Source organism: Pantoea deleyi (genome assembly GCF_022647325.1).
In the GTDB taxonomy this organism is placed as follows: domain Bacteria; phylum Pseudomonadota; class Gammaproteobacteria; order Enterobacterales; family Enterobacteriaceae; genus Pantoea; species Pantoea deleyi.
Genome location: NZ_CP071405.1, coordinates 3,928,658 through 3,952,592, shown reverse-complemented (window position 1 = coordinate 3,952,592; position 23,935 = coordinate 3,928,658). Strand labels below are relative to the sequence as shown.

The 23,935-nt window shown below is 58.2% G+C and carries 17 protein-coding genes and 1 tRNA gene; 14 read left to right on the top strand and 4 right to left on the bottom strand.

Annotated features, from left to right (window positions below; translation table 11 throughout):
* Window positions 1-80 precede the first annotated feature (80 nt).
* The 3 genes from J1C59_RS18480 to J1C59_RS18470 form a co-directional block, all read right to left on the bottom strand.
* On the bottom strand, window positions 81-2,015 hold the full coding sequence (locus J1C59_RS18480) for a PTS mannitol transporter subunit IICBA (RefSeq protein ID WP_128085913.1): 1,935 nt from the start codon (window positions 2,013-2,015) through the stop codon (window positions 81-83).
* A gap of 431 nt (window positions 2,016-2,446) precedes the next feature.
* Window positions 2,447-3,166 (bottom strand): DUF3053 domain-containing protein, encoded by a 720-nt coding sequence (locus J1C59_RS18475; RefSeq protein ID WP_128085912.1) that lies wholly within the window; start codon window positions 3,164-3,166, stop codon window positions 2,447-2,449.
* A 212-nt stretch (window positions 3,167-3,378) separates the two neighbouring features.
* On the bottom strand, window positions 3,379-4,977 hold the full coding sequence (locus J1C59_RS18470; protein WP_128085911.1) for a gamma-glutamyltransferase family protein: 1,599 nt from the start codon (window positions 4,975-4,977) through the stop codon (window positions 3,379-3,381).
* A gap of 729 nt (window positions 4,978-5,706) precedes the next feature.
* Between J1C59_RS18470 and J1C59_RS18465 the strand changes: the two genes are divergently transcribed.
* On the top strand, window positions 5,707-6,003 hold the full coding sequence (locus J1C59_RS18465) for an HTH-type transcriptional regulator (RefSeq protein ID WP_010257438.1): 297 nt from the start codon (window positions 5,707-5,709) through the stop codon (window positions 6,001-6,003).
* 47 nt (window positions 6,004-6,050) lie between these two features.
* Here the strand turns inward: J1C59_RS18465 and J1C59_RS18460 are convergent, their stop codons facing one another.
* Entirely contained in the window at window positions 6,051-6,638 is a 588-nt protein-coding gene (locus J1C59_RS18460) for an HD domain-containing protein (RefSeq protein ID WP_128085910.1), read from the bottom strand.
* 62 nt (window positions 6,639-6,700) lie between these two features.
* Between J1C59_RS18460 and J1C59_RS18455 the strand changes: the two genes are divergently transcribed.
* The 13 genes from J1C59_RS18455 to bcsB all read left to right on the top strand — a co-directional run bounded on the left by J1C59_RS18455 (window position 6,701) and on the right by bcsB (window position 23,929).
* Window positions 6,701-7,165: a MarR family winged helix-turn-helix transcriptional regulator gene (locus J1C59_RS18455; RefSeq protein WP_128085909.1), complete on the top strand. Its 465-nt coding sequence runs from the start codon at window positions 6,701-6,703 to the stop codon at window positions 7,163-7,165.
* 95 nt (window positions 7,166-7,260) lie between these two features.
* Window positions 7,261-7,689, top strand: coding sequence for an organic hydroperoxide resistance protein (locus J1C59_RS18450; protein ID WP_128085908.1), 429 nt, complete (start codon window positions 7,261-7,263; stop codon window positions 7,687-7,689).
* A 296-nt stretch (window positions 7,690-7,985) separates the two neighbouring features.
* Complete coding sequence (eptB, locus tag J1C59_RS18445; RefSeq protein WP_128085907.1) at window positions 7,986-9,677, top strand: kdo(2)-lipid A phosphoethanolamine 7''-transferase; 1,692 nt, start codon at window positions 7,986-7,988, stop codon at window positions 9,675-9,677.
* 125 nt (window positions 9,678-9,802) lie between these two features.
* Window positions 9,803-9,879 (top strand) — tRNA-Pro (locus J1C59_RS18440).
* A gap of 1,240 nt (window positions 9,880-11,119) precedes the next feature.
* A complete protein-coding gene (gene dppA, locus J1C59_RS18435) occupies window positions 11,120-12,730 on the top strand; it encodes a dipeptide ABC transporter periplasmic-binding protein DppA (protein ID WP_128085906.1) in 1,611 nt (536 codons plus the stop codon).
* A gap of 170 nt (window positions 12,731-12,900) precedes the next feature.
* Complete coding sequence (gene dppB / locus J1C59_RS18430; protein ID WP_111141300.1) at window positions 12,901-13,920, top strand: dipeptide ABC transporter permease DppB; 1,020 nt, start codon at window positions 12,901-12,903, stop codon at window positions 13,918-13,920.
* Window positions 13,921-13,929: 9 nt separating this feature from the next.
* Window positions 13,930-14,832, top strand: coding sequence for a dipeptide ABC transporter permease DppC (dppC, locus tag J1C59_RS18425; protein ID WP_128085905.1), 903 nt, complete (start codon window positions 13,930-13,932; stop codon window positions 14,830-14,832).
* Window positions 14,833-14,844: 12 nt separating this feature from the next.
* On the top strand, window positions 14,845-15,831 hold the full coding sequence (dppD, locus tag J1C59_RS18420; protein WP_111142070.1) for a dipeptide ABC transporter ATP-binding protein: 987 nt from the start codon (window positions 14,845-14,847) through the stop codon (window positions 15,829-15,831).
* Window positions 15,821-16,843, top strand: a complete 1,023-nt coding sequence (gene dppF / locus J1C59_RS18415) for a dipeptide ABC transporter ATP-binding subunit DppF (RefSeq protein ID WP_128085904.1) — start codon at window positions 15,821-15,823, stop codon at window positions 16,841-16,843. Before dppD ends, dppF begins: the two co-directional genes overlap by 11 nt.
* A gap of 571 nt (window positions 16,844-17,414) precedes the next feature.
* Window positions 17,415-17,996 carry a cellulose biosynthesis protein BcsO gene (gene bcsO, locus J1C59_RS18410; RefSeq protein ID WP_140917349.1) on the top strand — a complete coding sequence of 194 codons (582 nt, stop codon included), beginning with the start codon at window positions 17,415-17,417 and terminating at the stop codon, window positions 17,994-17,996.
* Window positions 17,987-18,790 carry a cellulose biosynthesis protein BcsQ gene (bcsQ, locus tag J1C59_RS18405; protein WP_128086912.1) on the top strand — a complete coding sequence of 268 codons (804 nt, stop codon included), beginning with the start codon at window positions 17,987-17,989 and terminating at the stop codon, window positions 18,788-18,790. The genes bcsO and bcsQ overlap by 10 nt, the downstream gene beginning before the upstream one ends.
* Before the next feature lie 49 nt (window positions 18,791-18,839).
* Window positions 18,840-20,951, top strand: a complete 2,112-nt coding sequence (gene bcsA, locus J1C59_RS18400) for a UDP-forming cellulose synthase catalytic subunit (protein ID WP_128086911.1) — start codon at window positions 18,840-18,842, stop codon at window positions 20,949-20,951.
* Entirely contained in the window at window positions 20,948-23,929 is a 2,982-nt protein-coding gene (bcsB, locus tag J1C59_RS18395; protein WP_140917350.1) for a cellulose biosynthesis cyclic di-GMP-binding regulatory protein BcsB, read from the top strand. The genes bcsA and bcsB overlap by 4 nt, the downstream gene beginning before the upstream one ends.
* Window positions 23,930-23,935: the final 6 nt, after the last annotated feature.

The window sequence follows — 23,935 nt, the reverse complement described above, 5'->3', positions numbered from 1 at the left end:
TATCAAATGACGATGGGGCGGGCAAACCCGCCCCGGAAAATCGGGACGGGCATGACCGCCCCAGGGAAAATATCACCACATTATGCGATGGCAGGTTTGCCTGACAGCAGATCCAGCACTTCCTGCACGTTGCTGGTGTTCGCCAGCTTCTCGATCACGCTGTCATCATCCAGCGCATTGGTGAGGCTGGTGATCACCTGGATGTGCTCGTTATTGCGGGCTGCAATGCCGATGACCAGACGCGCCACATCCTCCGGCTCTTCACCGAACAGGACGCCTGCCGGATACTGGCAGAACACCACGCCGGTTTTCAGCACGCGATCTTTGGCTTCCACCGTGCCGTGCGGCACCGCAATTGACTCACCGAGATAGGTCGGGGTCAGTTTTTCACGCGCCAGCATCGCTTCAACATACTCCGGCTCGACGTAGCCGCCTTTCACCAGCTGTTCACCGGCAAAGCGAATCGCCTGCTCTTTGTTGCTGGCGGTCAGGCCGAGGAAGACGTTATCCGCGCCCAGCTTAAACAGGTGCGCGTTACCTTCATCGTAGCTGTCGGCCAGCGTCGTTTTCACGGTTTCGCGATGCGCATCACTGCGGTTAGCCGCCACCAGACGTTCGGTCAGGGTGCTGTAGAGCGCGCTGTCGAGGAAGTTATTCAGCGAAATATGCTGCGCGTGCGGTGCCTGGCGGATTGCGCGTTCGGTCAGGTCGCGATGCGTAATTACCAGATCGACATCACCGGGCAGGGCGTTGATCGCGGTATTGGTCACCGAGACATTGCTCAGACCGGCATCCTGCACTTTCTTACGCAGCACGCCTGCGCCCATGGCGCTGGAACCCATACCGGCATCGCAGGCGACAATGATTTTGCGCACGTGATGCAGGTCCACGCTCATGGCGTCGCTGGCGATCGCCGCACCGGGTGCGCTCTGGCCTTTGGACTGCGCTTTCATGTCATGCATGCGCTGGGTCGCGGCTTCGATGTCGTCATCTTCTTTTACTTTGCTGGTTTTCAGCAGGATAGCGGAAACCACGAAGGAGACGGCAAAGGCGGCTGCGATAGCGGCGACGTTCGCGAAGTAGGCGCCTTTTGGCGTCATCGCCAGCACCGCCAGGATAGAACCCGGTGACGCCGGAGAGACCAGGCCGCCGTTCAGGACGGTCAGCGTGAAGACGCCGGTCATCCCGCCCAGGATCACGGCCAGCAGCAGACGAGGCGCCATCAGCACGTAGGGGAAGTAGATCTCATGGATGCCGCCCAGGAAGTGGATAATGGCGGCACCGCCCGCAGACTGTTTTGCACTGCCACGGCCAAAGAACATGTAGGCCATCAGCACGCCCATGCCCGGGCCCGGGTTCGCTTCAATCAGGAAGAAGATCGATTTACCCGCTTCACTCGCCTGCTGGATGCCGAGCGGTGAGAAGATACCGTGGTTAATGGCGTTATTCAGGAACAGGATTTTCGCCGGTTCCACGAAGATCGAGGTCAGCGGCAGCAGGTTGTTCTGCACCATCAGGTTCACGCCCGCCGCCAGAATGTGCGACAGACCTTCAACCAGCGGGCCAATGGCCAGGAATGCCAGCAGGGCCAGCACCATCCCGATAATACCGGCCGAGAAGTTGTTCACCAGCATCTCGAAGCCGCTTTTGATTTTGCCGTCAATTGCCCGGTCGAACGACTTAATGGCCCAGCCACCCAGCGGACCGGCAATCATCGCACCCAGGAACATCGGCATATCTGCACCGACGATGACACCCATCGTGGTGATGGCACCGACCACGCCGCCGCGATCTCCGCCCACCAGACGTCCGCCGGTGAAACCGATCAGCAGCGGCAGCAGGTAAGTGATCATCGGGCCGACCAGTTTGGCCAGCGTTTCGTTCGGGATCCAGCCTGTTGGAATAAACAGTGCGGTGATGATACCCCAGGCGATAAACGCCCCGATGTTTGGCATCACCATATTACTCAGAAAGCGACCAAAGCTCTGTACTTTGACCTTCACTGATGAGGACATAAACCCACCCCTTATTGAGACGCGCTGCAATAGGAGAGCGCGTTTGTTTTTGTTTAGCCACCCCGACCCGAAGCCGGTGGTATTACTGTATGCACGCGGACTCTATCACGCGAATCTGGTACTGCGTAGGGCACGGAATTAGTGTGATCTGCATCACTGATTAAGGGGGCCTGCAGGGGGCATTAGCGTGACTCTGATCACATTTTATCGACCGATCGCCACCGTTATGTCGGATTTTTAGTCAGAATAGCCGGGTATCTGTGATGTACGTCACATCCTGAAAGAGGCGGTTTGTTATAGAAATGTGATGACAGTCACAAAATATTTTTGGTCGAAAATGCGCCAGATCACACTTCATTCAGCGGGTCGGAAAGGCGAAGAGAAAGCGTGAGGAGAGGGGCAGAGACATGACCTCTGCCCGTAAAGCGGGTTTACTGCTGAATGCCACCCTGAACGGCAGCCTGGGCCTGCGGCAGTGCCTGGGCGTTGGCAGAAAGCGTGCTCATCAGCGCGTTATACTGCGTGGCCTGATCCTGCGTCGGGAACTGCACGCCGCCATTGTTGAAGCTGACGCGGGCGCCCTGCAGTTGCAGGAAGTCGCCGGTCTGCACCGCACCCTGGCTCAGCGCCTGGAGCTTAGGCAGCAGCGGGATCAGCTGATTGGCGGGCACTGTCACCACTTTGTTATAGGCGGTGTCGTAGACTTTTTTCAGGTCGTCCGACTGCTTCAGGGCCGCTTTGCTGCTGTCTGCCTGCATTTTGGCGCTTTCAATCTGCTGGGTGACAATCACCAGGGCGCTGTTGGCCTGACGCAGCGAATCACGACGGCTGAGATAATCCTGCGGAACGCGAATCGCGGAAAGCTCATCCACCACCGGGCGCATTCCCTGCTCTACCGCTTTGTTCGCCTGCTGTGAGAAGCCATACAGAATGGCGTAATCGCTGGCGAAGTTGCCAAAGCTCTGCTTCTGGTTTTCGCTGAGGCTGGGAAGATGCTCGCCGCTGCGCATCACGGTATTCTGGAGAAAGTCGATAAATGCTTTACGCTGCTCGCCCTCTTTGTCACCACATGCGGTGAGCTGCAGCACGATCAGCGCGCCAGCGAGCATAATGCCGCCGCGTGCCATAAGGCGTGTAAATCCTGAAGCCATAGGGTCAACTCCTGTCGGTGATACTGTCTGATGTCCAGGTAGGAATGGCCTAAAGAATAGAACAAACCCGCGCCACGGCACAATGCGAAACCACCGCTAAAACAGGTGCTTTCTGAAATGGCGGTGGCAGAGCAGGATCGGCGGCGCGGCGGTGCACCCGGCATTGCCGGCTGGCGTCCCCCTCTCCGGGCGGCGTTTTCATGACGGCGGCCTTAAAACACCACGGCCTGCCCATCTTTCCGGCTTTCACTGGCCGCAATATAGAACCCCTGAGGATCGCGCACTATCACCTGCGCGCCGCCGAAGTTGTAGTTGCTCAGCGGATCTTCCAGCACCACGTTGTGGCCCATGCGGCGCAGGGTACTCAGGGTGTTGCGATCGAGGGTGGATTCAAAGACCACCTCGCGCCCCTGTACCACCCGCCAGCGCGGTGCATCAATCGCGGCCTGGGGATTCTGTCCGTGCAGCATGATACGCAGCGCCAGCTGAACGTGCCCCTGGGCCTGCATCGGGCCACCCATCACGCCAAACGCCATCAGCGGCTGGCCCTGCGGATCCTGCGCAAAGGCGGGAATGATGGTATGGAACGGGCGCTTACCACCAGCCACCACGTTGGGATGGGTCGGATCGCATGAGAAGCCCGCGCCGCGATTCTGCAGGCTGATGCCGGTGCCGGGAACCACCACGCCGGAGCCAAAGCCCATATAGTTGGACTGAATGAAGGAGACCATCATTCCCTGGCTGTCACCGGTGGCCACGTAGACAGTGCCGCTTTGCTGCGGCGAGCCAAAGCGGAAATCGCCCGCGCTGTCAGGATCGATTAACGCGGCCCGCTGGCGAAGATAGTCCCGGCTCAGCAGCAGCGCCGCCGGAAATTCCAGGTGATCTTCATCAGTGACATAGCGTTCGAGATCGACCAGTGCCAGCTTCATCGCCTCAATGGAGAGATGCAGCCACTGCGGTGAATCGGGTGCATAGCGGTTGATCTCCCACTCTTCCAGAATGCCCAGCGCGATCAGGGTCGCGATGCCCTGGCCGTTAGGCGGCAACTCCTGTACCGATCCACCGGCGAACGGATGCGACAGCAGGGTTACCCAGTCGGCACGATGGTTTTTCAAATCCTCCAGCGTCAGGGCAGCGCCATGCTCATGGGCGAAGGCCGCCATCTTCTGCGCCAGCGCGCCACGATAGAAGCTCTCGCCCTGGGTTTCAGCGATCTCCTGCAGCGTGGCGGCCTGCGCCGGGTTGCGGAACAGTTCCCCCGCCTGCGGCGGGCGGCCCTGCGGCGCAAAACAGTCGCTGAAGCCCGGCTGATCCCGCAGTTTGTCGTAGCCGCGCTGCCACAGCTGACCAATCAGCGGCGAGACCGGAAAACCGTCGCGCGCATACCCGATTGCCGGTTGCGCCAGGGTAGTGAGCGGCAGGGTGCCGAAGCGCTGCGCCAGTGAGACCCATGCCGACACCGCGCCAGGTACGGTCACTGACTCCCAGCCGGTTTCCGGCATGGTGTCAAACGCGGCGAAGCGGCCGGGATGCCAGGCGGCCGGGGCACGACCTGACGCATTGAGCCCATGCAGCTCACTGCCGTCCCAGACGATCGCAAATGCATCACTGCCGATGCCGTTTCCGGTCGGCTCCAGGACGGTGAGGGCGATAGCCGTGGCGATCGCTGCATCTACCGCGTTGCCACCCTGTTGCAGCATACGCAGGCCTGCCTGTGCCGCCAGCGGTTGTGACGTCGCCACCGCGTTACGTCCCATCATCGAGACGCGATGAGAGGGGTAGGCGACATTAAAATCTGTTTCACGCATCGCTTTTCCTTGCCGGGATCCGGTGTCTGGCCCGCCGTCTGCGCACCACTCAGGGAGTGCACTTTTGTCGCGCATGACGTCAGGCGTGAATGGCATAAACGCACCGGAATGAGGCGTCTGCCGTTTCTTAAAGGCCGCTGTTCAATAATCTGCTGAAAAAACAGCACTCAGATTAACGGATTTTCCCGCTCTGCACCGTGAGCCGACGCGCGGCAGCGCTGAAGGTCATGCCAGGATTATTCTTATTTTAATTAGAAAGATGAATATAAGTGTTCAGGAAGTAAACCATTGGCGTATATTTTGCACTCACTACCTGCAGAGGTGCAGCACCTCACAGAAATGAGAAGATGCCGGTAAAAAGCATGATGGCATCCACACAATTCGCAAACACACATTGATTTTTTTGCCCGCTATGAGGGCACAAAAATCAGCTGCCTCAGCACGTTAGAGGCGCTGGAATTTTTCCGGCAAACCATAGTTAAAAAAATAATTATAAATTGCGCGGCAAATCGTCAGGTCTCTATCCATACTTAGTCTCCCGGCATTTGTTGCATTGATCTGACAACTTTTAGAAATGCACCGCAGGCTGTGTCCCGTAATGGTTTCTCTCATAACAAAAACAAACCCTTGCGGGATCCAGCCTGGAACAGGCCCGGTTTCAGAGTCCTGACTTCAGGCTCGTACCTCTCTACTTTCACGTGCTTCATAGTGAGTTTTAAGGAGTTCTCTATGGAATTAAAAGACCCGATGTTTGAATTGCTCAGCAGCCTTGAGCAGATTGTTTTGACACGTGATGATCGCGCCGCCGAGTTACTCATTCAGCGTCAGCAACCCGCCCAGCCAGAACCGCAGCGTCTGCGTGAAATGACCGGCATGCAGGTTGATGAGTTTGCAAAGGTAATGGGCGTGAGCGTTTCTTCCGTGAAAAGCTGGGAAGCCCGCCGTACCCGTCCTTCCGCGACGGCGCAGAAACTGATGAAATTATTACATGCTAACCCGTATCTGGGACGGCAGTTGCTTGAGTGATCAGGCAGCAGGAAGAAACCCGCCGCTGGCGGGTTTTTTTATGGGCGTCAGGCGCTGTATTTCGCCGCCTGCCTGGTAAACCAGCTCTCCGGCACGCTGTAGGGCGGCTCCCGCAGCTGGGCCAGCCCGCTTTCGATAATCGTCGAAGCCTGCTGCCATAGCTGCGCATCACCCTGTTTCAGTAAGGCGATCTGAATCTGTTTTTCTACCAGGTAAATCCGTGCAAAATCGGGATCGAAACGGACGATCGCGCGGGTGTTGTCGATGATGTCCGCCAGTTTGATGGTCTGCGCCTCGGGACTGGCGCTGGCGGTGTGGCGGAAGTGCGCCACTTTACGGGCGGCGCGGTTCTTTGCGGTGGCGGGGGCGCTGTCGGTCAGCATCTCCACCAGACTGGCCACACGCTGACCAAAATGCGCTTCGATATCCTGTTGCGTCGTGGCGGTATCCTCCACCGTGTCGTGCAGCCAGGCCGCCGCTAAGAGCGCCTCGTCGTGACTGACGCTGCGCACCAGCTCTGCGACCGCAGCCGGATGAACGATGTATGGCTCATCGGTATATTTGCGGCGCTGACCGGCCCCGGCATGTGCCTCGGTGGCAAAGCGACGAGCCTGTTCTTCCAGTGAATCCTGCATGCTTTTCCCCCTGGCCAAAAGTTTGCTTGCAATTATCTAGCGCACTATCTATATTCATCAGTATGAACAGTGATCAAGATGACAAAAAAGTGAAACCGATGCCACTGTTGGTCGATCAGCAGCTCTGCTTTGCGCTTTATTCTGCCAACCTGGCGATGAGCAAAGTCTATCGCCAGCTGCTGAGCCAGCTCGATATTACCTATCCGCAATATCTGGTGATGCTGGTGCTGTGGCAGAAAGATGATGTCACGGTCTCGGAGATTGGCGAGCAGCTCTTTTTAGACTCGGCCACCTTAACGCCTTTGCTGAAGCGGCTGGAGAGCGCAGGTCTGATTAACCGGCAGCGCACCCGTCAGGATGAGCGGCAGGTTGCGGTGACGCTGACGGAGGACGGCCGGGCGCTGCGCGCCAGGGCTGAGACCATCCCAGACGCCGTTAAATGTGCCACGGCCTGTGAAGATGAGGCCCTGCTGGCCCTGAAATTACAACTGGATGGGTTGCGCGACAACCTGAACCAGTCCCGATAAAGATTGCGGTTGGGTGCGCCGCACCCACTGAACCTCACCGCCCGGTTACGGCTAAATAAGTAGCGGGCGATTAAATAGCGTAACGGAGAAATGTCATGTCTTTAGAACAAGTGGTTTACCGCGCCAAAGCCAAAGCAACCGGTGGTCGTGATGGTCGTGCAACCTCTTCTGATGGTGTGCTGGACGTGAAACTGGGCGTGCCAAAAGAGATGGGCGGTGCAGGCGGCGAAGTGACTAACCCTGAGCAGCTGTTTGCGGCGGGTTACTCTGCCTGCTTCATCGGCGCGATGAAGTTTGTTGCCGGCCGCGACAAAATCACCATGCCGAAAGATGCGTGGATCGAAGGTGAAGTCGGGATCGGTCCTATTCCCAACGGTTTTGGTATTGAAGCGACCCTGAATATTCATCTGCCTGGCATGGATGAAGCTGAAGCGCAGAAGCTGGTGGATGCGGCACACATTGTCTGCCCTTACTCAAACGCGACCCGCAACAACATTGACGTCACGCTGAATATCATCTGCTAAGTGTGCTGCGGGCCTGATATACAGGCCCGCTTCTTTTCTGCTGCGCGCTGCGGCCATCTCCTCGCCCGCCCTCTCGTGTATCAAAAAAAAGCACTAATCGGGTTATCAGTGATTATTTTCTGGCCTGATGAAGGCGGCCATGCTTTACTGAGCCACCTCGCGTTACAGCCTGTTAGCCCGTTCAGAATTTTCCTTCATCTTTGTCCGGTCCGCTTATTCGGCGAACTCTGTCGCGTTTCGGTAGTCACATAAAAAGATTTGGTCAAGCGCTTCACTCCGGAGAAACACCTTTTTTCATGAATTATATTAAAACCCTGTCTCAGCAAAAGTTATCGCTCTTGCTGGCGCTCTACCTCGGTATCTTACTGAATTTACCGATTTTCTATCGCCGTTTTGATGGTTTTCTCAGCCATTCTACGATAACGAACTGGCTGACTGCCGTCACCGAGGTGGTCGCCATTGTGCTGCTGACGTTCTTCCTGATGCGCCTGCTGTCGCTGGGAGGAAAGTGGTTTTATCGCGTGCTGGCCACGTTGATCGTGCTGATTTCTGTCGCCGCGGCCTATTACATGGCGTTTTTTAACGTCGTGATTGGTTACGGCATCGTGGCGTCGGTGATGACGACCGACACCGATCTCTCTAAAGAGGTCGTGGGCTATCATTTCATCCTGTGGATGGTGCTGGTCAGTGCGTTACCGCTGCTGATGATCTGGCGTAACCGGCTGAGCATGACGCTGAATGAACAGCTGCGGACGCCGGGGCAGCGCCTGAAACCAACCCTGATCATGCTGCTCTGTGTCGCGCTGGTCTGGCTGCCGATCCGGTTTTTCGACAAGCTGCAGAAGCACAATGAAGAGATCACCAATGTCGATCTGCCGAGCTACGGCGGGGTGGTGGCGCACTCCTATCTGCCGTCTAACTGGCTGGCGGCGGTCGGGCTGTTTGCGTGGACCCGCGTGGATGAGTCTCTCAAAAGCGAGGAGCTGCTCGACCCGGCGAAGAAGTTTACCTATGTTGCGCCTGCCGGGCTGGACGATACCTATGTGGTGTTTGTGATTGGCGAAACCACGCGCTGGGATCACATGGGCATGCTGGGCTATGAGCGTGATACCACGCCGAAGCTGTCCAAAGAGAAGAACCTGGTGGCCTTCCGGGGTGAGTCCTGTGATACCGCGACCAAACTCTCGCTGCGCTGCATGTTCGTGCGCGAAGGCGGCACCATGGATAATCCGGGACGTACGCTGAAAGAGCAGAACGTGTTTGCGGTGATGAAAGAGCTGGGCTTTACCTCAGAACTGTTTGCGATGCAGAGCGAGGTCTGGTTTTACGATAACGTGAATGCCAATAACTTCGCTTTCCGTGAGCAGATTGGTTCAGAGAAGCGCAATCAGGGTAAAGCGGTCGATGACATGCTGCTGGTGCCGGAGATGAAAGCGTCACTGGATCGTTTCCCGAAAGGCAAGCATCTGGTGGTGCTGCACACCAAAGGGTCGCACTATCTCTATTCGCAGCGTTATCCGCGCAGTTTCGCGAAATATCAGCCGGAATGTATGGGCGTGGATGAGACCTGCAGTAAAGCGCAGTTGATCAATGCTTATGATAACTCGGTGCTGTATGTCGACAGCATGCTGGACAGCGTGCTGGATCAGCTGCGCGATAAGAAGGCGATCGTCTTCTATGCGGCCGATCACGGTGAGTCGATCAGCGAGAATATGCATCTGCACGGCACGCCGCGTGAGATGGCCCCCCCTGAGCAGTTTCGGGTGCCAATGATGGTCTGGGCGTCCGATAAATATCTGGAAGACAGCCAGAACCGCAGCAACTTTGAGCGTCTGCAGGCGCAGCAGCGCGTAGGACGTACCCATCGCCATGTTGAGCTGTTTGATACCATCCTGGGTTGTCTGGGATATACCTCGCCAGATGGAGGCATCAACCCGGCCAATAACTGGTGTCAGGCACCGGCTAAGAGTGAGGCTAAGTCGCTGTAGCAGAGAATGAAAAGTCTGCGGCAGGCGGCTTAAACCCGTTAACCGCGTGCTTTCCAGGCGATCGGCGGCAAAAGCTCAAAAAGCGGTTGACGCTGTTCGGGGGTAGCAGTAACATGCGCCCCCATCGGCGAGTAGCGCAGCTTGGTAGCGCAACTGGTTTGGGACCAGTGGGTCGGAGGTTCGAATCCTCTCTCGCCGACCATATTTAAGAAACCTGTCTGAAAAGACAGGTTTTTTTTCGCCTGCAGAAAAGAGGATGCGAATCCGGCCGCCTCTTACCGCCACGCATAATCTCAAGGCGCAGGGAACAGGGGCAGAAGAGGAAAGCGTCCCACGCCAGGGAGGGCGTGGGCCGAGCGTCCAGGGAAGGTTTAAGCGCCTTTCCGATCTGACCCTGTTTCCGGCGCACTTCCGATCTGACCGCCATGAACGCCCCTCCGCGTTGCGTCCGACAAAGGCACCCGTTATCGATACAGCCACTTCAGACGGCTGACTGATGAGAATCCGGCCGCCTCTTACCGCCACGCATAATCTCAAGGCGCAGGGAACAGGGGCAGAAGAGAAAAGCGTCCCACGTCAGGAAGGGCGTGGGCCGAGCGTCCAGGGAAGGTTTAAGCGCCTTTCCGATCTGACCCTGTTTCCGGCGCACTTCCGATCTCACCGCCATGAACGCCCCCCTTGTTTTGCGTCCGGCGGAGATTTCTGGCAATGCAAAAGCCCGAACAGAATCATTCTGGTCAGATTTTCGGAGCCAGCGGGCCTCGCGGGATGAACGGCTCCGGTTTCTCCTGCGATATCAGGCGGCGGATGTCAACCCCACGAAGCGTCTGCCTTTTCCAGAAAGTTCCAGTAAACCCCCTTCGTCATCGGTTTCGCTGATTAACCGCTGTTATTGCCGCTTTCGCGCTGACAGCCCTTGCCACATCGGAGATGCCAGCATAATTCGCGACACGTTCTTCTTATGACCGAAAGCAACAACATGCTGATTTCTTATGCTTCTTTACCAGCATATTCCGCTGGATGAACGTCATAACGCACGGTGAATCGTTCAGTTATTCAACATTTGCCGGTAAAAGTTTTAAGTTTTTTAGCGGTGAGAATCACTAGCGACAGAGCAGCCGTCCAGCACAATGCACGGAAATCTGGCCTTCCGCACTGTGCATTGTATGGCTTTCAGAGCAAAACGGTTTTTATTACCGTTGCATGCTATTCCTCACACTCTGTGTAAATAAGTAACCGTTGTATTGACGTTCTTTGCAACTGTTGACAAATTGATGCGTCAATAAACGTGCAGTTACGGAATTTTCTGAATGCCCTATCCGCAGAAGAAAAACAAACAGTATCGTGCGTTTACACCACCCGTTCGGTGGTCCGCCTGAACCGCATAAAAAAATCAGAGGTCGGGCAATACACACAACATCACATCACAATGGAGCAAAAGCATGATCAACTCCCTGGCTAAATCCGGGATGCTGAAGGTCGGTCTGAGCCTGATTGCTATGACTGTCGCCGCCGGTGTTCAGGCAAAAACCCTGGTTTACTGTTCTGAAGGTTCGCCGGAAGGCTTTAACCCGCAGCTGTTCACCTCGGGCACCACCTACGATGCCAGCTCACGTCAGATCTACAACCGACTGGTTGAGTTCACCATCGGTACCACCGAACTGCACGCGGCGCTGGCAGAGAAATGGGATGTCAGCGAAGACGGTAAAACCTACACCTTCCACCTGCGTAAAGGCGTGAAGTGGCAGACCACCAAAGATTTCAAACCGACGCGCGAATTTAACGCGGATGATGTGGTGTTCACCTTCGAGCGCCAGCTGGACAAAAATAACGCCTACCACGGCGTTTCCGGCGGCAGCTACGAATATTTCGAAGGCATGGACATGCCGAAGCTGATCAGCAAAGTCGAAAAAGTGGACGACCACACCGTGCGCTTCGTGCTGACACGTCCTGAAGCGCCGTTCCTGGCCGACCTCGGTATGGACTTCGCCTCAATTCTGTCGAAAGAGTACGCCGACAACATGCTGAAAGCGGGCACCCCGCAGAACGTCGACCTGAATCCGGTGGGTACCGGGCCGTTCCAGCTGCTGCAGTACCAGAAAGATTCCCGCATCCTGTATAAAGCGAACCCGGATTACTGGGGCACCAAGCCTAAAATCGATCGCCTGGTCTTCTCAATCACGCCAGATGCGTCCGTGCGTTACGCCAAGCTGCAGAAAGGCGAATGCCAGGTGATGCCGTACCCGAACCCGGCTGACATCGCCCGTATGAAGCAGGATAAGAACATCAACCTGTATGAGCAGGCTGGCCTGAACGTCGGTTATCTGTCGTACAACGTTGAGAAAAAACCGCTGGATAATCTGAAAGTGCGTCAGGCACTGACCATGGCGGTCAACAAAAAGGCGATCATCGACGCCGTTTATCAGGGTGCAGGCCAGCCGGCTAAGAACCTGATCCCACCAACAATGTGGGGCTATAACGACGCGGTGAAAGATTACGCTTACGATCCTGAGAAAGCCAAAGCGCTGCTGAAAGAAGCGGGCATGGCGGACGGTTTCTCCATCGACCTGTGGGCGATGCCGGTTCAGCGTCCTTACAACCCGAACGCACGCCGCATGGCGGAGATGATCCAGAGCGACTGGGCGAAGATTGGCGTGAAAGCCAAAATCGTCACCTACGAGTGGGGCGAATATCTGAAGCGTGCTAAAGCGGGCGAGCACCAGACCGTCATGATGGGCTGGACCGGCGACAACGGTGACCCGGATAACTTCCTGGCGACGCTGTTCAGCTGTTCTGCAGCCAAAGATGGCTCTAACTACTCGCGCTGGTGTGACAAGTCCTTCGAGGATCAGATTCAGCCAGCCCGCGCCACCGCCGATCAGGCGAAGCGCATCGAGTACTACAAGCAGGCTCAGGTTGTAATGCATGACCAGGCACCGGCGCTGATGATTGCGCACTCAACGGTCTATGAACCGGTCAGCAAGAAAGTCACCGGGTACAAAGTCGATCCGCTGGGCGGACACTACTTTGCCCAGGTAGACATTAACGAATAATTGTCGCATTTCCGGGGCGGCTGCGCGTCGCCCCGGCTCTATCTCCCTGTTTTACTGGAAACGGTAGAGGCGCAGCCTGTCTGCGTCGCGGTCGGGCCTACCCGATCGTCAGATGTAAGCAATAACCCCCCTCGCGGCGACGGTCGCGCGGACAAGAGAGAAACCGGATTATGCTGCAGTTCATACTCCGACGTCTGGGCCTTGTCATCCCAACGTTTATCGGCATTACATTACTTACCTTCGCGTTTGTTCACATGATCCCCGGCGACCCGGTCCTGATCATGGCGGGCGAGCGCGGTATTTCACCTGAACGTCATGCACAGTTAATGGCGCTGCTGGGTCTGGATCAGCCGCTGTGGAAACAGTATCTGAACTACATCAACGGCGTGTTGCATGGCGACCTCGGCATTTCACTGAAGAGCCGCATCCCGGTCTGGGATGAGTTCGTGCCGCGCTTCAAAGCGACGCTGGAACTTGGCATCTGCGCCATGATCTTCGCCGTCGCTATCGGCATCCCGGTGGGAGTCCTGGCGGCCGTGAAACGTGGCTCGATTTTCGACCATACGGCGGTAGGCATCTCACTGACCGGCTACTCCATGCCGATTTTCTGGTGGGGCATCATGCTGATCATGCTGGTCTCGGTGCAGTTTAACCTGACGCCGGTGTCCGGGCGGGTGGGCGACAGCGTCTTCCTGGACGACACCCTGCCGCTGACCGGCTTTATGCTGATCGATACCTTCTTCTGGGGCGAGCCGGGTGATTTCCACGATGCGGTGATGCACATGATCCTGCCTGCCATCGTCCTCGGCACCATTCCGCTGGCGGTGATTGTGCGTATGACGCGCTCGGCCATGCTCGAAGTTCTGGGTGAAGATTACATCCGTACGGCGCGCGCCAAGGGCTTAACCCGGATGCGCGTAATCGTGGTGCATGCGCTGCGCAACGCCATGCTGCCGGTGGTAACGGTGATTGGTCTGCAGGTCGGCACGCTGCTGGCCGGGGCGATTCTGACCGAGACCATCTTCTCCTGGCCGGGTCTGGGCCGCTGGCTGATTGAAGCGTTGCAGCGCCGCGACTATCCGGTCGTGCAGGGCGGTGTGCTGCTGACCGCCGTTCTGATTATTCTGGTCAACCTGCTGGTTGATCTGCTGTATGGCGTGGTGAACCCGCGCATACGTCACAAGAAATAAGGGGGCATCATGTCTGTTGTTGAACCCGGCAGCGTTAACGTTGCACCCAAGCCGATGACCCCGTTTCAGGAATTCTGGCACTACTTTAAACGTAACAAAGGCGCGGTAATTGGCCTGGTCTACATCATCATTGTGCTGCTGTGCGCCATCTTCGCCGATGTGCTGGCCCCGCATTCGCCGGCTGAGCAGTTCCGCGATGCGCTGCTGCATCCGCCGGTCTGGCAGGATGGCGGGAGCTGGAGCTACATTCTGGGCACCGACGATGTCGGCCGCGACGTGCTGTCGCGCCTGATGTTTGGTGCGCGCCTGTCGCTGCTGGTGGGCTGTCTGGTGGTGGTGCTGTCGCTGATTTTCGGCGTGATCTTCGGTCTGCTGGCGGGCTATCTCGGCGGCGTGGTCGATGCCACCATCATGCGTCTGGTCGATATCATGCTGGCGCTGCCCAGCCTGCTGCTGGCGCTGGTGCTGGTCGCCATTTTTGGTCCGTCCATCGTTAACGCTTCGATTGCACTGACCTTTGTGGCGCTGCCGCACTATATCCGTCTGACGCGCGCGGCGGTGCTGGTGGAAGTCAACCGCGACTACGTGACCGCCTCCGGCGTCGCGGGCGCCGGTATGCTGCGCCAGATGTTCGTGAATATTCTGCCTAACTGCCTGGCACCGCTGATCGTGCAGGCTTCATTAGGTTTCTCCAACGCCATTCTCGATATGGCGGCGTTGGGCTTTCTCGGTATGGGTGCGCAACCGCCAACGCCGGAGTGGGGCACCATGCTCTCCGACGTTCTGCAGTATGCGCAAAGTGCCTGGTGGGTGGTGACCTTCCCCGGACTGGTCATTCTGCTGACCGTGCTGGCATTTAACCTGATGGGCGATGGTTTGCGCGATGCACTCGACCCGAAACTCAAGCAGTAAAGAGGCACCGAGATGGCGTTATTAAATGTAGACAAACTGTCGGTGCATTTCGGCGACGAGAAAGCACCGTTCCGCGCGGTTGACCGCATCAGTTATCAGGTTGAGCAGGGCCAGGTCGTGGGCATTGTGGGCGAGTCCGGCTCCGGCAAGTCGGTCAGCTCACTGGCGATCATGGGCCTGATCGATTTCCCTGGCAAAGTGATGGCGGAAAAGCTGGAGTTCAACCAGCGCGACCTGAAACGCATCTCCGAAAAAGAGCGCCGCCAGCTGGTGGGCGCAGAAGTGGCGATGATTTTCCAGGATCCGATGACCAGCCTCAACCCCTGCTACACCGTGGGCTACCAGATTATGGAAGCAATCAAGGTGCATCAGGGCGGCAACAAACGCACCCGCCGTCAGCGGGCGATCGACCTGCTCAATCAGGTCGGTATTCCCGATCCTGCCTCACGACTCGATGTCTATCCGCATCAGCTGTCGGGCGGGATGAGTCAGCGCGTGATGATTGCTATGGCGATCGCCTGCCGGCCTAAGCTGTTAATCGCCGATGAGCCGACCACGGCGCTCGACGTGACCATCCAGGCGCAGATCATCGAGCTGCTGCTGGAGCTGCAGCGTCAGGAGAACATGGCGCTGATCCTGATTACGCACGATCTGGCACTGGTGGCCGAAGCGGCGCACCACATTATCGTGATGTATGCCGGTCAGGTGGTGGAGAGCGGCAAAGCCGGCGATATCTTCAAAGCGCCGCGCCATCCCTATACGCAGGCGCTGCTGCGTGCGCTGCCGGAGTTTGCGGCAGACAAAGCGCGTCTGGCCTCACTGCCGGGCGTGGTGCCGGGCAAGTATGACCGTCCGATTGGCTGCCTGCTGAATCCACGCTGCCCGTATGCGACTGACCGCTGTCGTCAGGAAGAACCTGAACTGCGCACCATTCCAGGACGCCAGTCCAAGTGTCACTATCCGCTGGACGATGCCGGGAGACCAACTTATGAGTCATGAAACCAATAAAGATCAGTTCCTGCTGCAGGCCATCGATCTGAAGAAGCACTACCCGGTGAAGAAGGGGCTGTTTGGTCAGGAGCGCCTGGTTAAAGCGCTGGATGGCGTCTCTTTTAATCTGGAGCGGGGCAAAACCCTGGCGGTGGTCGGGGAGTCCGGCTGTGGTAAATCCACCCTGGGCCGCCTGCTGACCATGATTGAAACGCCGACCGAAGGCCAGCTTTACTGGCACGGTCAGGATCTGCTGAAGCACGATCCTCAGGCGCAGAAACTGCGTCGTCAGAAAATCCAGATCGTGTTCCAGAACCCGTACGGCTCGCTCAATCCGCGTAAAAAAGTCAGCCAGATTCTGGAAGAGCCACTGGTCATCAACACCTCGCTTACCAAAGCGGAACGCCGCGAAAAGACGCTGGAGATGATGGCGAAAGTGGGTCTGAAGACCGAGCATTACGACCGCTATCCGCACATGTTCTCCGGCGGTCAGCGTCAGCGTATCGCTATCGCGCGCGGGCTGATGCTCGATCCGGATGTCCTGATCGCCGATGAGCCGGTTTCCGCGCTCGACGTCTCGGTGCGCGCCCAGGTGCTTAACCTGATGATGGATCTGCAACAGGATATGGGGCTCTCTTACGTCTTCATCTCGCACGATCTGTCGGTCGTGGAGCACATTGCCGATGAGGTGATGGTGATGTATCTCGGCCGCTGCGTCGAGAAGGGGAGTAAAGAGGCGATCTTCTCTAACCCCCGCCATCCTTACACCCAGGCTCTGCTCTCCGCGACGCCGCGTCTGAACCCGGACGACCGCCGCGAACGTATTAAGCTGACCGGCGAGCTGCCCAGCCCGCTCAATCCGCCGCCGGGCTGCGCCTTCAATGCGCGCTGCCATCGTCGTTTTGGTACCTGTGTCCAGCTGCAGCCGAAGCTGAAAAACTACGGCGGGCAGGAGATTGCCTGTTTCGCTGTGGATCAGGATGAAAACCAGCCGGTGGGTGTGGCAGAGAAGGTCAGCTGAGGCGGCGCGGCCTGTGCGCTGACTGCTTAAGCGCACAGGCCATCGTCAATGCTGACGCGGTTCTCCCGGCCTGAGGCTCTGTTCTGGAGCCTTTTTTTATCTCAACTCAGCGGCAGACCGCATCACAGGCGGATCGGCAATGACGCTGTGACGCTGTTCCCCTTTTTTCCGTTAATACATTTCACCTGATTTTTTTCTGACTGAGGCTCAGCGAGGAAAAAGATAAATACTTTCAATCCCTCCGCGGCGCCTTCCGCTTCAGGCTCTGCGCGCAGCACGCCTGTTGCCGTTTCTGCAGCGATTTATCTCAGCCCGCCTGGCAGTACCCGCGGTTATCAGCACGGATAAATCGTAAAAATTACTAAAACACTTCTGACGGATTTAACTTAAGAAATAATTATTAATTATCAGGATTAATAGGCCGGTAATGGCGTTATCCGGCTCAAAAAGAATCTTTATGATTAAACCGATTTATTGAATCCGCTTTTTTTGTAATCAGATTTTTCTGACCATCATTAAAGGGATATGCTATATTCCGGAAAAATTTCCCCCCTGTTGCAGGCCATGGCTGATGAAGAATAATTACGATGATTTGCAGCGTTTTAAAGAGAAAACGCAAACGCTCGACATCGACTTTAAAGATATGTCTGGTCAGGCGCAGGAAGCGGCGGAACACAGTAAATGGGCGCTGATTCGCCAGCTGGCGAAAGAGGACAATCAGACGCCGTTCAGCGGCGGTCAGCGTATTGACCTGCCACAACCTCAGCCGCTGCGCGGTGATGAGTTTACGGCGCCGCCGCCCGAGGCACCGCCTCGCCATGCCACGCTGAGCGCGCAACCGGCCCTGGGGGCGGGTACGTCGATCCTGGATAGCCTGTCAGGCAGCGCGATGCCCGCGCCCGCCAGGACGGACAGTCACGCGGCCTCGCTCTTTCCGCCCCCGCCGCCGCGCCCTGTGGCTCAGCCGCAGGATGCCCCGCCTGTCGTGCCGGTCCGGCCCGCCGCGATTATGACGCCTCAGCCCGCGATGCCCCTGGCCGCAGACGCTTCTGAACCGGGACGCTTTGGTGCGCTGTTCCGTCCGCGCGAGACGCAACTGCCGAAAGAAACCTTACTCAAACCGTTACTGGAGAAGATTGCGCTATGCCGTTAGTTTGTGTGTGCTCGCCGAAGGGAGGCGTGGGAAAAACGACGCTGGCGGCGAATCTGGCCTGGAGCCTGGCGCGATCCGGTAGCAAAGTGCTGGCCATCGACTTTGATGTGCAGAATGCACTGCGTCTTCACTTTGGCGTGCCGCTGAACGATGGTCGCGGCTTTGTGGCGCGTTCAGAAGAGCAGGCGGACTGGAGTCAGTCGATCCTCACCACCGGCGGCAATATCTTTGTCCTGCCTTACGGCGACGTTACCGAGCCGCAGCGCGAACGGTTCGAAGAGAACCTGATGAAGGATCCTCACTTTATCCGGCGCGGCCTGGATACGGTCCTGAATTATCCGGGCCTGGTGATCGTGGCCGATTTTCCGCCTGGCCCGGGGCCTGCCCTTAAAGCGATGACGGCGCTGGCCGATATGCATTTAGTGGTGATGTTAGCCGATACCGCCTCCGTCTCTTTATTACCGCAGATTGAAGAGAACCGGATGATTGGTAAACCGCTTAATAATAAGCAGGGGCACCACTTTATTCTGAACCAGTGCGATAACCGCCGGAATATTAATCGCGATGTCACCGCATTTATGCAGCAGCGGCTGGGCGATAATTTACTGGGCGTGGTTCACCGTGATGAAAGCGTGGGTGAAGCCAATGCGTCTCAGCAGTCGGTTTATGATTTCAGCCCCGCATCGGCGGCCGCATTTGATATTGAACTGATCGCCAAACGCGTCAGCAGCATTCTGAATATCACCGTCGGCAATGGTGAAGTGCAGGCCTCTATCCGCACCAGCCACTATTAACCAGCTTCGGCCAGGTGACTGACTTACACAGCTCTTCTCAGGGTGACTCATGAGTAAAATCGGGTTTTACCTGCTGCTGCTGGTGCTTGCACCCGTCGCTGCGGTGATCATCATTACGCCAATGGACAGCCAGAAACAGTATATTTTTGGCCTGATCAGCATCGGCATGATGTTTTTATTGGGCTTCAGCAAGAGCCGAAAAATAACGGTGGTGATGGTTATTCTCTCCGCCTTAATGTCCAGCCGCTATATCTGGTGGCGGACGACGGAGACGCTGCATTTTAATTCCGAGATCGAGGCACTGCTGGGGATCGGCTTATATCTGGCGGAACTTTATGTCTGGCTGATCTTAATTCTGGGCTTCCTGCAGACCACCTGGCCATTAAAACGCACCATCGAACCCTTACCCGATGACACCACACTGTGGCCGACGGTCGATATTTATGTGCCGTCCTATAACGAAAGTCTGGACGTGGTGCGCGACACCGTGCTGGCGGCGCAGTGTATTGATTATCCGCGTGACAAACTGAAAGTGTATCTGCTGGATGATGGCAAGCGCAGCGAATTTGCCCGCTTCGCGGCGGATGTCGGGGTCGGCTACATCACCCGCGACGACAACAGACACGCCAAGGCCGGCAACCTCAACCATGCGATGAAGATCACTAAAGGTGAGCTGATCTGCATCTTTGACTGCGACCACGTTGCGACCCGTACCTTCCTGCAGGCGACGGTCGGGCCGTTCCTGAAAGATCCGAAGCTGGCGCTGCTGCAGACGCCGCACTACTTCTATTCGCCCGATCCCTTTGAACGCAATCTGCGCGCGGCGCGCAGCATTCCGAATGAGGGCGCGCTGTTCTATGGTCCGGTGCAGCAGGGCAATGATAACTGGAACGCCACCTTCTTCTGTGGCTCCTGTGCGGTCATCCGCCGTTCGGCGCTGGAAGAGATTGGCGGCTTTGCGGTCGAAACCGTCACCGAAGATGCGCACACCGCCCTGAAAATGCAGCGCCTGGGCTGGGGCTCCGCCTTTTTATCGATCCCGCTGGCGGCCGGTCTGGCGACCGAGCGTCTCGGCCTGCATATCATCCAGCGTACCCGCTGGGCGCGCGGCATGACGCAGATTTTCCGTGTCGATAACCCGCTGTTTGGCCGTGGCCTGAAGTGGCAGCAGCGTCTCTGCTATCTCAACGCTATGCTGCATTTCCAGTTCGGCCTGCCGCGCGTCGCCTTCCTGACGGCGCCGCTGGCTTACCTGCTGTTTAACCTGAACATTATTCACTCTTCGGCGTCGCTCATCTTTGCGTATGTGCTGCCGCACCTGGTGATGTCGCTCTACGTGAACTCCCGTATGAATGGCCGTTTCCGTTACACCTTCTGGGGGGAGATCTATGAGACGGTGATGTGCTTCCATCTGGTGATCCCGACTCTGCTGACCCTGCTGTCGCCGAAGCATGGCAAGTTCAACGTAACCGATAAAGGCGGCGTGCTGGATCAGGGCTTCTTCGACTTCCACATCGTGCGTCCGCACGTCATCGTGGCGCTGCTGCTGGGTATCGGGATCGTGGCGGGCATCGTCCGTGCCACGATGCATGACTATTTTGGCGTCGATCCTTACGTTATCGCCCTCAACGTTGGCTGGGCGATCTTCAGCCTGATCATCCTGATGGCGGCCATTGCCGTCGCCCGCGAAACCAAGCAGGTGCGTAAAACCATCCGCGTGGAGGTGCAGATCCCGGCGATTATCCACTACGCCAGCGGCATCTCATCACGCACCCAGACCAGTAACCTTTCGATGGGCGGTGCGCAGCTCGATGCGCCGGACGGCCGCCACGCGTCGGATGAGATTGAAGAGATCGATCTGCTGCTGAAATCCGGCGCGATCACCATTCCGGTCAGCAAGATTTCCGGCGATCGCGAGAGCATCCGCCTGCGCTTCGAGGCGATGCCGCTGGCGCGCCGTCGTGAGCTGGTGCGGGTGGTGCTGGCGCGCGCCGATGCCTGGATCCAGCCGGAGTATAAGCAGGATAACCCGCTGATTTCGCTGGGCACCATTATCCGTACCGTATTTGAGCTGTTCTGGCTGACCTGGAAGGGCCGCCACGATAAACGTAAAAAAGTCGACCCGGTTGCCGCGGCGGCGAAAGAGGATGGCGCGGCATGAAGATCCTGACGCACACTTTGCTGGCCAGTTCGCTGAGCGCCGCGTTATGGCTGACGCCAGCGGTCGCGGAGACGCCGGTTGCCGGCGAGAGCAGCAGCGCCGCACCGGTAAACAGCCCGGCCCCGACGCCCGCAGCCACTGCGCACACTGACAGTGCGGTCGCCAGTGGGCCAGTCAACAGCGCGGCACCGCTGCCAGCCGATGCCGCTGTCAGCGCGCCCGCAGAAAATCCGGCGCCAGCCAGCGGCGCGGCGTCTGCATCGCCCGCGGTAACGCCGGTTAACAGTGCGGCCACACCGGCTGCGGGTGCCGCGGTCAGCGCGCCCGCAGAAAATCCGGCACCAGCCAGCGGCGCGGCGTCTGCATCGCCTGCGGTGACGCCGGTTAACAGTGCGGCCACACCGGCTGCGGATGCCGCGCAGGCCGCGCCGCCGGTCAGCGGTGGCGAGACGGCCGCGCCGTCACGCTCCGCAACGGCCCCGGCTGCGCAGACCACAGAATCTGTCCCGGCTTCAGCGCCACAGAATGCGGCGGCGGAGCGCGCACCCGCATCGGCAAATCCAGCGTATGCCCCGGCAGGCGAGGCGACATCCGCGCCGCAGGTCAGCGGGGAGGCGGCGGCTTCGCCCGCTGCGCCAGCGATGAGCAGCGGATCCGTTACCCAGGACAGCAGTGCGCTGTCTGACGTGCCGCCGCCGCAGGGACTGAGCGGTGTCGATCCGGCGCTGGCGGCCGCCGCCAGCGCGGTGCCTTATGCGCCAGGCCAGACGACCGCGCCGGTGGCCGTGCCGCAGCCGGTTATCGCGGCGGCGATCAATCAGCCCATCAGCAGCACCATCTCGGTGGCCCAGATGGGCCAGACGCGCGGCATCACCCTGACCGGCGGTCAGCTACAGTCGGGTATCACCTTTACCCTGCCCAGCGACGAAGTCATTACCAATGCGCGGCTGAACCTGACGCTGCGCGTGTCCGCCGCGCTGGCCGCCCGCAATACGTCGCTGCAGCTGATGCTGAATGGTCAGCCGCTGGGCACGCTGCCGCTGGGCGCCACGGACAGCGACGTCAGTGACTATGAGCTGGATATTCCGGCGGCGATGGTGGTGTCGGCCAATAACCTCAATTTCAAAATCAACGATGCGGACAAGCTGCTGTGCGAAAAAGAGAGTGCGCAGCAGTATCAGGTCACTATTCTGCCGAAGACCGCGCTGCACCTTGAGGGACAGCAGCTCAACATCGGCACCAGTCTGCGCAATTTCCCGCGGCCCTTCCTGGATCCGCAGCGGATGACGGCCTCCGTGGTGACGATGGGCTTTGCCCGTCAGGTTTCACCGGACGCGGTCAGCGCGGCAGCCCTGGTGGCCTCCTGGCTCGGTATTCAGAGTGACTATCGCGGCATCCGCTTCCCGGTCGTGCGCGGCGAACTGCCGGAAAATAACGGCATCCTGTTTGGTCATCCCGGCGATCGCATCGGCACCCTGACGCTTCCGGCCAGTAATGGGCCGATGCTGCAGCTGGTCGATAACCCCAACAATCCGGTTTACAAGTTACTGCTGGTCGTGGGCAATAACGACGATCAGTTGCGTCAGGCGGCCAACCGGCTGACGACGCAGCCGCTGAATACCGATGAGAGCCATCTGCAGGTTTCCCCGCAGACCCTCGGCAACCGCAAGCCGTACGATGCGCCGCGCTGGATCAACACCGACCGCCCGGTGCGCCTGAGCGAGCTGCTGCGCAAAGATCAGAACCTGACCAGCAGCGGCATCTGGCATGATGCGCTGCGCGTGAACTTCCGCGCCGCGCCGGATCTGTTCCTGTGGGATGGCAACACGGTGCCGGTAAATCTGCACTATCGCTTCCCCTCCGAAAGCTGGATCGACGAGGACAATTCGTTTCTGAACGTCATGCTGAACGGTACCTTCCTGCGCAACCTGACGGTGAACAAGGTCGGCCTGCTGGAGAGCGCCTGGCATCGCCTGGGCGGAGATGCGCGTCAGGAGCAGTATCAGCTTAACCTCGAACCCTATCTGATCTATGGCGACAACCAGCTGGCGCTCTACTTCAATATTAAGCCGCGGGCGGATGCGCCCTGTGGTGTGCTGCTGAACAACAACATCAAGAGCCGGATTGAAGAGGATTCGTGGATCGATCTGAGCCATACGCGTCACTTCAGCATGCTGCCGAACCTCTCCTACTTTGTGGGGGCGTCGTTCCCATTCTCGCGGCTGGCCGATTTTGGCCAGACCACGCTGCTGCTGCCGGAAACGCCCAGCGATGCGGAGCTGTCCACCCTGCTGGACCTGGCCGCGCGGGCGGGTAACGCCACCGGCGTCGCGCTGACGCAGAATCAGGTGCTGTTTGGTCTGCCCGCTGGCGGCACCCATCTGGCGCGCCTGGAGCAGAGTGATCTGCTGGCGGTCAGCACCACCGGCAACAGCGCCTTTAATCAGGCGATGCTGGCGGCGTCACCTTACGACGCCACGGGCAACACCTTCGGTGTGAAAGAGCCGGATGCGCTGGAAAAAGTGCGTGGCTGGCTGACCGGTGACTGGAGTCGTCAGCAGCTGGATGCCGATCGTTACTTCTCCTCCAACGAGGCGTGGCGCGGCTTCCTCAGCTATCGCTCGCCGTGGAATCGCGATCGGCTGGTGGTGATGACGGTGGCGACCAGCGACGAACAGCTGCTGCGCCTGCACAACGATTTGAGTTCCGCGCAGATCAACGCCGCGGTGCGTGGCGATACGGCGATTATCACCGATGAAAACGGCATCCGCAGTTTCCGTGTCGGCGCGCAGTTCCCCAGCGGAGAGATGCCCTGGTACATGATGGTGGTGTGGTATGCCAACCAGCACTCGGTGCTGCTGGCGCTGGCGGCGCTGCTGGTTTCCGCCCTGGTGGGCAGTGCCGCCTGGGTGATGCTGAAGCGCCATGCGTCGCGGCGTCTGAACCCCGGTCAGAACCGTGATTCCGGCAGGAAGTAAGGATAA